The organism is Anaerosolibacter sp., from assembly GCF_029240175.1.
Lineage (GTDB): Bacteria > Bacillota > Clostridia > Peptostreptococcales > Thermotaleaceae > Anaerosolibacter.
The window spans coordinates 202,400-215,868 of the sequence record NZ_JARBTM010000005.1 but is presented as its reverse complement, the minus strand read 5'-3'; the positions used below and the strand labels follow the sequence as shown (position 1 = coordinate 215,868).

General features: G+C 36.3%; 22 protein-coding genes. 6 read left to right on the top strand and 16 right to left on the bottom strand.

Going from position 1 to position 13,469, the window contains the following annotated elements:
• Nucleotides 1-250 precede the first annotated feature (250 nt).
• The 3 genes from K0R93_RS05085 to K0R93_RS05075 form a co-directional block, all read right to left on the bottom strand.
• Nucleotides 251-862 (bottom strand): tyrosine-type recombinase/integrase, encoded by a 612-nt coding sequence (locus K0R93_RS05085; RefSeq protein ID WP_300298478.1) that lies wholly within the window; start codon nt 860-862, stop codon nt 251-253.
• Nucleotides 863-1,163: 301 nt separating this feature from the next.
• Nucleotides 1,164-1,586 (bottom strand): hypothetical protein, encoded by a 423-nt coding sequence (locus K0R93_RS05080; RefSeq protein ID WP_300298476.1) that lies wholly within the window; start codon nt 1,584-1,586, stop codon nt 1,164-1,166.
• A gap of 49 nt (nt 1,587-1,635) precedes the next feature.
• Complete coding sequence (locus K0R93_RS05075) at nt 1,636-1,989, bottom strand: hypothetical protein (RefSeq protein ID WP_300298473.1); 354 nt, start codon at nt 1,987-1,989, stop codon at nt 1,636-1,638.
• 112 nt (nt 1,990-2,101) lie between these two features.
• Here K0R93_RS05075 and K0R93_RS05070 point away from each other — a divergent pair, with 112 nt between their 5' ends.
• Together K0R93_RS05070 and K0R93_RS05065 are read left to right on the top strand one after the other, a co-directional pair.
• Nucleotides 2,102-2,293, top strand: coding sequence for a hypothetical protein (locus K0R93_RS05070; protein WP_300298470.1), 192 nt, complete (start codon nt 2,102-2,104; stop codon nt 2,291-2,293).
• Nucleotides 2,294-2,593: 300 nt separating this feature from the next.
• Entirely contained in the window at nt 2,594-2,863 is a 270-nt protein-coding gene (locus K0R93_RS05065; RefSeq protein WP_300298467.1) for a hypothetical protein, read from the top strand.
• Nucleotides 2,864-2,977: 114 nt separating this feature from the next.
• Here the strand turns inward: K0R93_RS05065 and K0R93_RS05060 are convergent, their stop codons facing one another.
• Together K0R93_RS05060 and K0R93_RS05055 are read right to left on the bottom strand one after the other, a co-directional pair.
• Nucleotides 2,978-3,121 (bottom strand): hypothetical protein, encoded by a 144-nt coding sequence (locus K0R93_RS05060; RefSeq protein WP_300298464.1) that lies wholly within the window; start codon nt 3,119-3,121, stop codon nt 2,978-2,980.
• 14 nt (nt 3,122-3,135) lie between these two features.
• A complete protein-coding gene (locus K0R93_RS05055) occupies nt 3,136-3,486 on the bottom strand; it encodes a hypothetical protein (protein WP_300298461.1) in 351 nt (116 codons plus the stop codon).
• 209 nt (nt 3,487-3,695) lie between these two features.
• Between K0R93_RS05055 and K0R93_RS05050 the strand changes: the two genes are divergently transcribed.
• The gene (locus tag K0R93_RS05050; RefSeq protein ID WP_300298458.1) at nt 3,696-4,058 is read left to right on the top strand and encodes a YmaF family protein; all 363 of its coding nucleotides are present in this window, start codon (nt 3,696-3,698) and stop codon (nt 4,056-4,058) included.
• Between the two features lie 787 nt (nt 4,059-4,845).
• Here K0R93_RS05050 and K0R93_RS05045 read toward each other — a convergent pair.
• The 9 genes from K0R93_RS05045 to K0R93_RS05005 all read right to left on the bottom strand — a co-directional run bounded on the left by K0R93_RS05045 (nt 4,846) and on the right by K0R93_RS05005 (nt 9,081).
• Complete coding sequence (locus K0R93_RS05045; protein ID WP_300298456.1) at nt 4,846-5,487, bottom strand: hypothetical protein; 642 nt, start codon at nt 5,485-5,487, stop codon at nt 4,846-4,848.
• Nucleotides 5,488-5,599: 112 nt separating this feature from the next.
• Nucleotides 5,600-6,586 carry a hypothetical protein gene (locus K0R93_RS05040; RefSeq protein WP_300298453.1) on the bottom strand — a complete coding sequence of 329 codons (987 nt, stop codon included), beginning with the start codon at nt 6,584-6,586 and terminating at the stop codon, nt 5,600-5,602.
• 238 nt (nt 6,587-6,824) lie between these two features.
• Nucleotides 6,825-6,989 carry a hypothetical protein gene (locus K0R93_RS05035; protein WP_300298451.1) on the bottom strand — a complete coding sequence of 55 codons (165 nt, stop codon included), beginning with the start codon at nt 6,987-6,989 and terminating at the stop codon, nt 6,825-6,827.
• Entirely contained in the window at nt 6,986-7,447 is a 462-nt protein-coding gene (locus tag K0R93_RS05030) for a helix-turn-helix domain-containing protein (protein WP_300298450.1), read from the bottom strand. The genes K0R93_RS05035 and K0R93_RS05030 overlap by 4 nt, the downstream gene beginning before the upstream one ends.
• 155 nt (nt 7,448-7,602) lie before the next feature.
• Nucleotides 7,603-7,773: a hypothetical protein gene (locus K0R93_RS05025; protein ID WP_300298447.1), complete on the bottom strand. Its 171-nt coding sequence runs from the start codon at nt 7,771-7,773 to the stop codon at nt 7,603-7,605.
• A gap of 266 nt (nt 7,774-8,039) precedes the next feature.
• The gene (locus K0R93_RS05020) at nt 8,040-8,198 is read right to left on the bottom strand and encodes a hypothetical protein (RefSeq protein WP_300298445.1); all 159 of its coding nucleotides are present in this window, start codon (nt 8,196-8,198) and stop codon (nt 8,040-8,042) included.
• A gap of 86 nt (nt 8,199-8,284) precedes the next feature.
• A complete protein-coding gene (locus tag K0R93_RS05015) occupies nt 8,285-8,476 on the bottom strand; it encodes a hypothetical protein (RefSeq protein ID WP_300298442.1) in 192 nt (63 codons plus the stop codon).
• A 97-nt stretch (nt 8,477-8,573) separates the two neighbouring features.
• Nucleotides 8,574-8,798 (bottom strand): helix-turn-helix transcriptional regulator, encoded by a 225-nt coding sequence (locus tag K0R93_RS05010; RefSeq protein ID WP_300298439.1) that lies wholly within the window; start codon nt 8,796-8,798, stop codon nt 8,574-8,576.
• 73 nt (nt 8,799-8,871) lie between these two features.
• Nucleotides 8,872-9,081: a helix-turn-helix transcriptional regulator gene (locus K0R93_RS05005; RefSeq protein WP_300298436.1), complete on the bottom strand. Its 210-nt coding sequence runs from the start codon at nt 9,079-9,081 to the stop codon at nt 8,872-8,874.
• Nucleotides 9,082-9,240: 159 nt separating this feature from the next.
• On the opposite strand from K0R93_RS05005, the gene K0R93_RS05000 reads away from it, so the two are divergent.
• From K0R93_RS05000 to K0R93_RS04990, 3 genes are all read left to right on the top strand, one after another.
• The gene (locus tag K0R93_RS05000) at nt 9,241-9,615 is read left to right on the top strand and encodes a helix-turn-helix domain-containing protein (RefSeq protein WP_300298433.1); all 375 of its coding nucleotides are present in this window, start codon (nt 9,241-9,243) and stop codon (nt 9,613-9,615) included.
• Nucleotides 9,616-9,846: 231 nt separating this feature from the next.
• Nucleotides 9,847-10,686, top strand: a complete 840-nt coding sequence (locus K0R93_RS04995; protein ID WP_300298431.1) for a hypothetical protein — start codon at nt 9,847-9,849, stop codon at nt 10,684-10,686.
• Entirely contained in the window at nt 10,686-11,774 is a 1,089-nt protein-coding gene (locus K0R93_RS04990; protein ID WP_300298428.1) for a DUF262 domain-containing protein, read from the top strand. Before K0R93_RS04995 ends, K0R93_RS04990 begins: the two co-directional genes overlap by 1 nt.
• Before the next feature lie 173 nt (nt 11,775-11,947).
• On the opposite strand, the gene K0R93_RS04985 is transcribed toward K0R93_RS04990, so the two are convergent.
• Nucleotides 11,948-12,307, bottom strand: a complete 360-nt coding sequence (locus tag K0R93_RS04985; RefSeq protein ID WP_300298425.1) for a type II toxin-antitoxin system RnlB family antitoxin — start codon at nt 12,305-12,307, stop codon at nt 11,948-11,950.
• A gap of 22 nt (nt 12,308-12,329) precedes the next feature.
• Complete coding sequence (locus K0R93_RS04980) at nt 12,330-13,469, bottom strand: type II toxin-antitoxin system RnlA family toxin (protein ID WP_300298422.1); 1,140 nt, start codon at nt 13,467-13,469, stop codon at nt 12,330-12,332.

The window sequence follows — 13,469 nt, the reverse complement described above, 5'->3', positions numbered from 1 at the left end:
CAAAAAATTTCATCTCTAAAACCCTAGTAATAATTTTTTTACTTTTAGGTATTTTTAGCAATATACCTTTCTATGCTTTATATTTCAATGCCTCAAGGCCATTTTTCTGCTTCAAAATGAATGCAGGGTTTGTATGTAGAATCCTACTTTCAAAATAATATTTTCTTACTTTATATATCATCGATTTTTGACCATCCAATGCAGACCTGTTAAAAAATCCGACTTTCATAGTCAAAAATAATAAAGTACATCATGAGACTCTTATCAAATCATTTAGAGAATCACTGTACTTGTCGTAGGTTTCCTTATCCAGTCCAATATATCTTCTTGTTTCGTCAATACTCCTATGCCCTAACATATCCTTGACCAATGTAATATTAAATTTACTCTCTACATAGATAGAGTACGCATAGGTTTTTCTCATGGAATGAGCAGTGATTTGCTTAAGTCCAAACTCATCACCCGCTTCTTTCAGTATTCTTGTTACCTGATCAACCTCAATGTGATTATTTCTTCCTTTACGAGATGGAAAAAGATACTCATAATCTTTTTTATTCTTGACGTACTTTCTGAGCAGTACTTCCAGGTTATTGATCACCTTTACGGTCCTTGGCTTTAGGTTTTCTTTTCTGATATTTTTACTATTCGCCTTCTTGCCTTCAAGGATCTCAAAGTATCCATTATCTAATGCCATCTTTATATCCCTGACTTTCAGCTTGACGAGATCACCAGCCCTATACCCCGTGGCGATTCCTAAGACAAAGAGCATATAGTTCCTTTCACACTTCAGTTTGAGATAGTCTTGGATATCAAGAATAGATTCCCTATCCTTTATGGGATTTGCAGGTTTCTTCTTACCCATCTTTATATCTCACCTGCCTATAGCCTCGTGCTGGATCAATAGGGCTCATTTCATCACCTTATTTCCGTGACAACACCTTGGCATCATGCAGAACACCTTCGTTCCAACCAGTCTCCCCCATGCACAACCATTGCACTTGCTTCGTAGATACCTCTTTAATATAACGCTGCTCCCCACAATCTCACCTTCTTTTGATAATATAAAAAGCCCCCAAGATCCATATGATCTCAAGAGCTTTTCTTCCACCAGACATTTTTACTTAGTACCATTATATTCCCCTATTTTTGGTTTGTCTGTGGGTTTATCGTGGGTTCTTTGCAGATACCTCACGAATATAGTCATAGGAGTATCCCAACTCATCTGCAATCTCCTTTAGTTTCTTCCCTTGGAAGTCCCGCATATAAACTACCTTGTTATCTAACCCTCTGAGCTCTGAAACCTTCTCCTCCATCTTTCTCTTTGTTTCCTCCAGATGGGCGATTGTTTCCTCATGAAGAAGGATATGACTTTCAATCCTATGTATTCTTTCCAGCGCCTCTAACAAAGGCAGCTGAGCAGACCCACTTGAACCTACCTTTGAATAATCCACTCCCTGAATATCACTGGGTCCATTCAGCTTCGCCAGCTTGATCACTGCTTTTAACTCTGCCCTATACCCATCTAACCTTACTTTCCATGCATCAATCGAATTACACAAATCCATATATGAATCATTTAATCTCATCTATACCCCACCTTTTCTCTCTCACCTTATAAAAAAAGAAAACCCAGGTTTAGCTTACCTGGGCTTCTTGAGCCTCTAACTTATATGTATGTGTCGTCTTACACTTTGGGCATTTTATCTCTATCTCTACCTCTGTTCCTTCAGGGACTCTGCCTAATACCTTATTGCAGTAAACACACCTTATCTCTGTCATTCGCATCCCCCTTCTAAGATTTACCGCTTTATTTAGTATGTAACTCTTACGATCCTCGCTCAATGAGTAATCCATCTTCAATCCATCAGCATCATTCAAAATCACCATTGTTATATTATCAAATCTATTTTTTCTAGCTGCAGCACTAGTGACAACCCTCACTAACGCTACTATCTGATTTTCAATCATCTCTTTTTTGGATTTCTCCAAGTAATAATCCTTCCTTTCGAATCTCTTATAACTTATATTTAGTGCTATTTACTTGTGTTTTAACAGGAATTTCCATCCTTAATATTGAATTAACCTTTAAGGAGGTGATTCTATGGATAAAAGAGAGCAAGCAGTTCTATTAGCTTCTGCCATTTTAAAGAGAACTACCGATGTTGATGTACGCTCTAATTTCAAAGATTCTAATGAAATTGTAGTTCTTTTACAAGATGTTCATGATAAAAAAAACTTTGAAAAAACTATAACATTATCATCATTTGTTAAAATGTTAGAAGAATCTCTATAGCCCATTTGGGCTAGCTTATCTAGCTTAAATGAAAATTTAGTAACTTTGTCCGGTGCCTGCGAATAGTATGTACTAGGACATGGTCCTGAGCATGTTATATTCACCCCGAAATCCACTCCTTAATTGACTACCCTTATTTTCAGGGTAGTTTTTTTGTTCGCTAAGCCTCAATTTAATTATTTTGTAACATCCAACCATTGATATGAATACTATGGACTGGGACAAGGTTCTATGCATGGTTCTATGCATAGTTCTTTGCATTAAGCATTGTCTCAAAATATCATGATTGGAGGGAAATTTATGTCAAATGAAATTTCTGTTAATCAGGTTCTACCTGATACCTGTCAAACCTTAGCACAAGGTGGTTTAACAGTTGGTGAAGTAGGAGCATTTGTGCTTGAAGGTGGAAGTCCCAACACTTTAATTGGTAGAGTAGTATCTTGTGAATCCCAAGGTCCAATTCCATTCATTAGAATTATATTGACTGAAGCCTTTGGATCAATTCCAGTAGGAACTCTAATATCCATCGATGCACGAGATATTGCTGCATTTGGACCTCTCACTGCATAATTTTCATACTAAAGAATCCCTAGCGAGCAAATGCTTCAAGTATCTGCTCGCTTTCTCTTTGCTTTCTTCTGAGAAATAAGTAAACATTATAAATAAAGATTTTTTCGTAAAATCTTATTTTAGCGAAATAACCTTAAAGTCTTCGTCAATAGTAAATCCATACTTATTTGCAATATTCTCAATGAATGCTAAATCGCATTCAGTATACTCTGCCATCTGACATATAGTATCTAGTAGTTCTCTTATATCTTCTTCCATGTTTTAGCACCTCATCAGTTTATAATTCCCTTCTTAGACCTACTTACATTTGAACCATTTTTAAACCGCTTAATCTGCTGATACACTGCTTGATCTGTCATTCCATACATCATCCCAATATCTTTATAGGTAACTCGCTCTTCCCTTAACCTCATCATATTTCTAACATCATCCGCTGTTAGGTTACGATCTCTTGCAGTCGTTTTTGTTTCCCCATCATAAATCCTTCTACTTTTCGTTCTCCTTCTGAATGGATCTTCAAGTGCATTATCCAAATATCTAAAAGAAGTCTCTGCGTTTTCAAATCCATATTGAATTGCTATCCAAAGTGCTGCATAATTCTCTGCTAGGTCAATCATAAACATGTCTATACCTCCTTCAATCATTCTTTGAATATTTAATACATCCTTTTTAACTCATATGTGAGCATTACTGCACTTAGTGGTATTTATATAACTTAACATCACATTTTGGACAAGTAATTAATAATATGTATTGCAAATAGATGGAGCGGGAGTAACTTTCTAAACTTCAGCTATATTTGCAATATTCTGTTAAGGAGTTGGAAACTTTTATGGATGTTAAAGTCAAATTTACGCCAGAGCATGATGAAAAACGCAATATTGCCACTGCTCAAACTCACGTTCATGAATTTTTAGGTAGTACACGCCTTGCTGGACAAATCATACACAATCATCGTTTTGCAGGTGTCACAAGTGAGGTTATTCCACTTCCAGGTGGCAATCACAAACATGCTTTTCTAACAAATACTGATTTTGCTATTGGACATCTTCATGAAATCGGTGGCGAAACTGGACCAGCAATTCCAGTAGGCGGTGGAAAACACGTCCATTTTGTAGAAACGCTAACTACAATTGATCTTGGTCATTCACATCAAGCAGTTTTTGCTACTCTCATAGAAGACCCTATCAGTTAACATTTTATTAACAAGTTACTCCCAAACTAGAGCAGTTTACAAAGTGCTCTAGTTACATAAAGAAATTCTGATGATATAATTTTTCTTTTTTTCATTAGCTCAACTTCTTTAAATACAACTTTACTACCAAAAATCTAGAGTTTATATTTTGCATCATGGAAATTTCTGTATATAGCTGTTATAATTATCCTAGATTAATTTAGAAAGGATAATTTCTTTATGGAAACGTTGATATACTTAATTTTTCCTCCATGGTTCTATTTTTCAGTACTTTATTCATTGAATAAGATCTTGAATTACAAAGCTTGGTTAGTTGGAATTTTGGGAATTATCAAATACAGAATAATACTTATTGCTATGGTGTTAATCACAAGCTTTGTTATCATTTTTAAAGCCGATTCATCACCTTTCGCAAGTCCCGTGTTTTGGGCGTATATGTATCTTTTTTATATACCTGATAATCTTCGCTAATTTACAATTTACTACGAAAACTTAACCATTTATTCACACATAGTTCACACCTTTTTCACAATGGAGTCTTATAATTGATTTATAAGGTTCCCTCCTTATTTATATATGGCTCTCAGCGATGAGAGCCTATTGTGTTTTTTGAGCTCCATTGAATAAAGTCCCCCTGCTATTTGCTCCCGCTGTAAAAATGGCATCCTTCTTTGCAACATGTTCCTTTAGTAAAACTGCAGAAACACTTATCTTCTTTTTTCTGAAGCTTACTGCACTTTTGCATGTACCTGATAAAATCCCAATCTTTTTTCAAATCACATTCCTCCTAACTCACCATCATCCCACTCAGAAATTCGTCAAAAGAGATTTGCTTGCCAATGATCGGCTCTGCCTTTGGATCAATGCGAACTTCGATCTTCTTTCTAGTTTCCGGTATCTTCTGCTCAGTTTTCACTTGTGTAGTTTCTGCCTTAACTACCACCTTAGAAACCTTGGTACCCACGTACTCAACTGCAGCTCCTATACCATATTTCCTTAGAAAGTCCCTAATCATAAAAGCGGTTTTTTCAGTCACTGCTCTGCTGTTGTAGTTGTGAATGTTATATTTCTCCTGCCTTATAGAAACAAACACCCTGCATACGGCCCGATCTGTGTCACTTACCTTTTCATCCACGCATTTTTCAAGGAGCATGCCCTCATGCCATATGACACTGTCATCCTTGAACTGCTGTTTCAACTCTTCCCGCTCTTGCTGATTTAAAGACCGAGTATCCCTGTGATAATCACTCCTCTTTCCGATGTGAAACATTCTTCCACTGATCTCAATATAAAGGTCTTTCCCCTTAAAGAAATTCAAACCCTTTGCCAGTTTCCTTCGATAATCACATTCGTCTCTGTGGTCATGGGTACTGACACACATCCCTTCTCTGCTGCACTGGCGATAGGAGCCACAACATGCAAAACTCATAACCGTTCCCCCTTTATGCCACAGGCCATGGCTGCCAGTCTATCAAACTCTGCAAAATCTCCATTTAGGTATCTAATAATGCTTTGAACACAATATTGTCTTACTTGATCAGTCATTCTTCCCCACTCCTTCCCCATTGGTTCTTTTGCCTGTGCCTTAACATATTTTCAAGCTCATCGTTTGTATACTCAAAGGTCTTCGCTTCAAAGTTATGGAAGCGATTCGGCGGTTTATTTTTCTGAACACCCTTATCACTCTGCTGCTTTTTCATCTGGTTCTCAAGCATCACGACCTTCTCCCGAAGCTTCCCTGCCGACAGGATATTGTTCTTCCAAAAGGAGTCCTCCTGACACCACAGGATCAACCCCTTTATTTCCTCGATGCTGTATCCCTTGCTGCTGTCTCCACCTATAGGACCAAGCCTGTGAAGCTTCTCCATCTCTGAAATCCATTTGCTATAGGTACTCGTCCCCTTCTCGGGCACACTGGCCCGGGGATTGTTGTCGGTGATCTTCCTGATCAGCAGCTCCGTTAGGGCCACAATAGTTGGCGGATGTTTTTTATCTACTTGAGATTCGTCGGACTTCTTGGAAGTCGGACGTATATCTTTTATCTCTCTGGTAATCTCTGTGTTAATCTCTGGTAACGGTTGGTGCAGATTGCCCCAATCCAATGGGGCATTTTGCCCTAATGACATTGGTGCAGATTGCCCTAATGCATTAGGCGAATTCGCCTTTTGGTTATCATGTTTCTCCATCAACTCATCAAGTTTTTCATAATCGATGGAATACCACTTTGTGCGGTCCCTCTTCATCTCATTGAAATTGTCTGCCAGGAGTATTCCTTCGCTCTCAAGCTTGCTAAAAATCCGCTTTACTGTATCATAGCTCCAGAAAGGAAAGTTCAGAGACTGCCAATCTGCAATTGTGTTATATGTCCAGTGACGATCATTTATGTAGTTCTTGCCTGCCTCTTTGTTGACTTCCAACCAGTAGTGCACTTGCTGGATCACAATGGCTTCATTCACTCCGAAGCAGGTTGCCAAATCCGTATCCACAACAATCGGCTTTTTATTTAATAGATGTTTGCTTCCAGCCAATAGTCCTCACCCCCTATCCATCAAAGAAAATGTATAAATCCCAATACAACACCACATACTAACATTAAGTAGATTACGCCTTTTACCAAACGAAGGCGTTTTTTATGTTTCCGTGAAATATGCCCACGTTCAATATGGGGAATCAATATTTTTTCCATAGCGCCTCCTTTTTTGTCTTGTTCTGTCGAAATTTGCGTGTTACAATGTGGTTATTAATGTGAAACACTAAGTTACCTCATTAACTCGACTCCTTTGGTCCCCCCGACCTGGGAGTCGTCCCCTTTTTTGACTCATATCCATAACCCTTCATTTGGCCATCATAAATGATACAGAATGCTCCTATACTTAGATATAGTGCTTGTGCCCCCTGAACCGTAATGCATTCAAAAGCATTTCTTTTCATCTCAACACCTCCATCCCTATTTCTTGCTTTGAATAGATCAATGAAATGGCAGCTCCGATCACTTCATGAACCTCCTTGGTGATATCATTCCAGCGTGCTTCCTCTTGGTAATCCACCTTGCCATCGCAGGCAATCTCTATCAAATCCTCATTCACATATTTCAAATCCCCAACCTCTTTTTGAAACTTCAACACAGATCTGGACAGGTCGGCCATATGTAATGATGGCAAATATCTTCTTCCTACTTCTGTAGACTGCTGCAAATGCATATATCCAAGCCAATTTGCCTTATATACCTCTACCATACAGCAGACGATATCATCACCAGGCACAGTTTTACCCGTTTCATAGTCTGCCAGCGACCTCACGCTGACATTGATCTGTTCAGCTGCCTTTTCCCTTGTCAAACCTGCATGATTTCTAGCAGAACGATAGATATTTTCCTGTAAAGTATGCATTTAAATCCACGCCCTTTCGCTATATAATGAACACAACAAATCCATTCGGAATCAAACCCATCTTAAAATCCATTTATCAATTTATCTCACCACTTTTAGATGCTTCTGCTATACCAGGAGCATCCTCTTCTTTCTTAGTGTAAAATAGATACATTTTATTCCATATATGTATTGATGATGTTCTCAATCTCCTCAATGACCATAGCCACACCAAGCTCTTGACCTAAGGCAAGCGTCGGATCATCACTCTCACTAGCTACTTCTTGAACAGCCGCTTTACATCTTGCCAAAGCTTCCTGCAACCTCTGAACAACATACTTATCCATCCTATTCAGCTCTCTTTCTCAAAATTTTTATTTGTTATTTGTGACTTATTATTTAAAGGTTTCACCATTTTCTTGTAGAAATATGAAATAAGAAAGTGGTGAAGACGTGCCTAAAACTTATGAGGAATTAGCCACTGAGATTACTATATCCTGGATAAAAGCTGTAGGTGATGGAGTTGCTTCTGGAAAAGTTTCTTGCGATTGGCTCAGAGTGCAACCCATTAAAGATATTTACAATACTGCATATAAGTTGATCTCAGAACCACCTAGCAAGGAGTAACTTTATATCTTTCTAACAGCATAGTGATTTCTAAAATTTGTTTTGCAATTGGTGCAACAAGGTCAAGTGAACCGTTACTCAAACATCTTTGTTGTGCCTGTTGTAAAATGTCTACCTGACTTTCTAAAACTTTTCTACAATCCATAATCCCACCTCGCTTTCATGAAGCATCTATTTAATCCACACCTTTGTCCACAAATCCTTTATAAAACAAAGTGCACGAAGCACTTTTCATATGTATTGAGCTTTAGGAAGATCTTCTTTGTCTTCTGTGTCATCAGGCACGTAACCTAAGGCAGACATGAACTTATCTTGTAAAGCCTGCGCTATTTGCTTTTGTTCTTCTTCAGGAAGGCTGGTTAGCAACTCCCTTTTCCCATCCCTTACAATGTAAGATCTTACGGTTAACTTCTTTCGTGCCATGATATCACCTCAATACATACTATTTTTTAAAACGTGAATGTGTTCGTATCTTTTAGTCGCATCCGTTAAGGACCTATTTGATTAATTAAAGTTATGTTTAGCGCAGCCCCTCATCACTGATATAAAACATCTCCCCAAGCCCCACCCCAAACCGACGGCACACCTTCTCCATCAAGTCAGTACCTGCGCAGTATCTTTGGTTCTCAAGCTTGGATAGATATTCCCTTGTGACACCTAATTCTTGGGCAAAGTTTTCCTGGGTGATTCCACGAAGCTTTCTATACTTTTGAATGTTGTTTTTAATCGGGACTTGATTTGGCATGTTTATCACCTCTGCTCTTCATTATCTATAGCACTACCGATTGGCTCCTGTAGTTAAATCATATTTTTATACCTCATTTCGTGGTATTGCAATCTAAAAAAATATCTGGAAATAGTTCTATCATACTTCGCTTATACTCTTCCTGAAATTTTCTCATTAATCGTATGCTTGGATTCTTAGCATTTCTCTCTATTTCGCTTAAGTATTGCTGAGAAATTCCTAAACGAATTGCAATTTCCTCTTGTTTCTTATCACCTCTTAACGTTATTAACAACTCTCTCAAGCCATTCTTCTCCTTTCACCCCGTTTTGCAGTATTTTAAATATATATTATACTGCTTTTTGTGGTATGTCAATAATTTTTACTGCATTTACTTGTATTTATTTTTATATACTGCTATTTGCAGTACAATATTACTATATTATAGTAGGGGGATATCTTCATGAATAGAATGAAAGACTTAAGAAATGAAGCGAAATTAACTCAAGAACAGTTAGCCAATACATTAAGTTTGTCCCAGCAGGCAATAAGTGGTTATGAAAATGGCGCTAGGTTTCCTGACCAAGATACCCTAGAAAAAATCGCTGACTTTTTTGATGTATCCATTGATTACCTCTTGGGAAGATCGGATACAAGAAATCCCTATTCAGAAGAAAAGAATAAGTCTGTAGAAAAGAAACACGGCATCACCACCAAAGCCTATCACAATCTAGATGTAGGCGGCTTATCCGAAGAAGATATCCAAGCAGTTGAAGCAATCATTGAGCAATTAAAAAAGAAATACAATTCTGATGGAACATTAAAGACAAAGGATTAATTTTAATGCTAATTATATTTTTAGGGGGAGATTGTAATCAGCAGATTATATGTAATTTTAGGAAACGGATTTTCAATTGACTTAATGTCCAGATTAGGCCTTAGTGAGACAATCAATCTTCGGAACCTCTTTTGCAAGGGCGCAGAAGTTCCATGGCCAAATACAATTAACAATGGATTTTTGTCATATAAACACTGTCAAGCTTTATGGACTCTTGGAGCACGTACGACTATGAAAAATGAAGATGCAAAAAATTTAATTGAGGATATTATTACCTGTATTAATGTTTATAATCTATCTAGGTTGAATAGTCTAGAAAATCCAGACGGGCATTACCCAAGACGAGATGCTTCGAATAATATTTATATACAAGCCTACGGGGAACTATCGACATATTTGAGGTATTTATTCATATACTATAATTCAAAAGTAGATGATGATAAATTAAAATCAGTTACCTTTCCTTTTATTGAATACATAAAGAATGCCCTGCAGCAATATGATGAAATAATACTAATAACTTATAATTATGATATTTGGTTGGAACGTTTACTGATGCTAAATGACTTGGAATTTAACATTGAAGGCTTTGAAGACAAGCCTAGTAAGATAAAAATAATCAAGCCTCACGGTTCTATTAGCTTTACATGTACTGCTAAAGTAAGGGGCCCATTTGAAGTTAGAACTTCTGAGTTTGATTATATTACGCAAGACATTGGTCAATTTAATTTAAAGTACGACCTAGCTGGTGATTATCCTATTATTAATGCAATTATTCCTCCTGCTGGTGACTCAAATAGATTCAGTATGAGCTGGGTCAAAACATTGCGTCAAAAGGTAAGCGAAAAGATTCAACTCTCAGACAGTAGGGATAAAATGATCATATTTGGTATTTCTTATTGGCATGTTGATCGTGCTGAAATTGATGAGATTCTAACTCAGGTTAATCCTCTAATTGAGATGACATTAATTAACCCTACTCCCCCTACTTGTTTTGATGCTGTGTTGACTAGCTTGTTTAAAAACTATGTACATTACCCGAATACTGATTTATTGGAGGTGAATTTGTAATGACTGGTAGAAAAAGATATGGCCGTAAGACTACAGGTATCACAATTTCCATTTTCTACGAACATCATCAACTGGACAAATTCAATTTTGATGCTCCTTACCAAAGAGATTATAATGTCTGGGATGCTAATCAAAAATCATTTTTAATTGACTCAATTATGAAAAACTTTCCTATGCCTCCTATTTTTCTAGAGCAAAAAATCAATCCGGGGACAGGTATTACAAAATATGATGTGATTGATGGAAAGCAACGATTAACTGCAATTATAGATTTCATCGAAAATAAAATTGCGTTGCCCGGATCTTTTGGTGATGACGAATACGGACATGCAATTATGGCGAATAAAACTTTTAATCAACTACAAGAAATAAGTAATGATAATGAAGAAATAAAGGACTTCATTTCTGATTTTTGGAGCTATGTAATAAGTATAGAATATATCGAGAATCCAGATGTAAAAATAGTTGATAATATTTTCGATAGATTAAACAGGGGTGGGGAAAGATTAAATAATCAAGAATTAAGAAAAGCAAATTATTATGATAATATAATTTATCAACATATAGAAGAATTAAAGAAAGATGAATTTCTATCAGATATTTTGAGAAATTTAAATAAAAACAGATTAGAAGATGCAAGTTTTATTACAGAAATATATTTACTAGTTGCTACGGGCAGTGTAATCGATGGAACAGAACCTCAAATAGATAAGTATTTTAGGCAACTTGTTGAAGAGATAGATGAGGATAAATCCAATAGCATCGTCACTGCAATTCACCATATTAAAGAAATAGCCAAGGAATTCGACTTAGATTACGATAAATATCATATTAGAGGAGTTAGCCATTTGTATGCAATTTGGTATCTAGCATACTATATGTATATAAATCACATTGCACCCGATGAGAAGTTTAACAATAAATTAAATCAATTTTATTTAAATCTTAGGGAATCGCGTGATGACCACAATGTAGCCGAATATCATAAATCTATGCAATCTGCTAGTAAATTTAGACACTCTCGAAGAAAGAGAGTTACAGCACTACTAAATTATTTTAATTTTGATTTTGTTGAAAAAACCATTTAGTTTCTTAAAACAATGCAAACCTAATTGGCAAGAAAACACATAATACTGCGGTCTTAAATCAATCTTTTCCATATTTAATTACAAGTATAAAATATAAAGGACAGTTCGCAGTGTCGTCAAAATACATTTAGAACTTTCTCCTCAAGAAAAAACAGGCTATTTTTTAGCCTGTTTTATATTAATTTTCCTTTTTTAATTAAAAACTGATATGCCTTTGGCAGAGTACTATTATTCAAGAATTCTTCATGACACCGATAAAAGTTAGCGGCAAATTCCCTGATACGATCGTCAACTTTACTCAATGCTCTGAAACTCTGCAAATCGAATTTTTCGCCATCAAATATGGCTTCAATAAATCGGTTAGAGCTTATTCCATTTTTTAAGAGCATGTCAAATAAAACTTTTCCTTTAAAGTTCTTTCTCAAATACTCTTCGATATCCTCAATCTCGTCTATTGGATTAATGTAGCTTGTTGACATTACTATGACTGAGTATTCCGTATCGTTCACTTTTTCAATTTGAAAAGCTTTCATGGAATCACCCTCTTAATTTATTTTATATGATATATCCATACGTTCGCTCTATATGATCTAGAACTTCGTGTATAATAAGATCGGCATCCTCACGTTTTTCAACAATCGTAGTTGAAGCATCCATTGCATCCGTATGAAATAAATTATGCCGATTATTTGCGTAGTACGTATAGCTTTCTTCAATTGCTCTTGCCGTGTTGGTGCAACTAATAAAAGTTTGGCCTGGTTTTAAGCTATATATACCTGTTGCACGGTCTTTATTGAAATAGCTGGTTTTCTTGGTTTTACCATCTATAGGATCTATATATGTATATGCGAAACCATCTTTGTTATTGATTGTGATACCCTGAGAACTAAATAGCTTTTTTACATACCCTTCCAAAGCTCGCAGTGCAGGAAAAGCATAGCTGGAGTAGTCCTGTAGAGGAATATCAATTTTTCTTAGCACTAGTGCAGATGAAAGTATTTTTAATAAGTTTTCATCTAAATTCACATAGGCCTTCGGCAGATAGCGCTTTAATTCATCATTGATATCTTCATGTTTTATTTCTACCTTAAAGAATTGTGCTTGCTGTTGAATCAGCTGTTCAGTTGTAGTGGCTGACATTCCAGAAAGCAAACAATTTACTTCATGGTACAGTTTCATTGCCTTACCTTGAAACATAAATGTATTTGTACTATTATAATACGTAATTGTGATTTTGTCACCTATCTTACTCACATACTGATACATTTCACTTTTTTGCGTCTCGTTTGCCTTACGATTTACCTGCTGTACCCCTTGATCTTCCATAGTACCTAAATATTCAGTGATAAGATCAAAATTTTCTCTTGAAAGCTTCATACAATAGTCTGACTGTTGAACATCTTTATATTCAGCTTTTTCACAGATATGGTCGGCAATCTTTAAAGAATGTTCTTTCATAGACCCAGAACCCACTGGTCCAACTGTAGTTTTTCCACTCTTCTTGTAATACAAATCGATTTCTATTTTACCACATTTTGTATTTATTGTATATCTATTTTGATTCGTTTGAGGATTTAATACATCGGGACCCGACAACTCATAATCACCTTCGAAGTTATCATTGCAATACTCGTGTATCCACAGCTCAATATTATTCCGATCTAAATGCAAATCCTGATATTTACTCTTTACCAT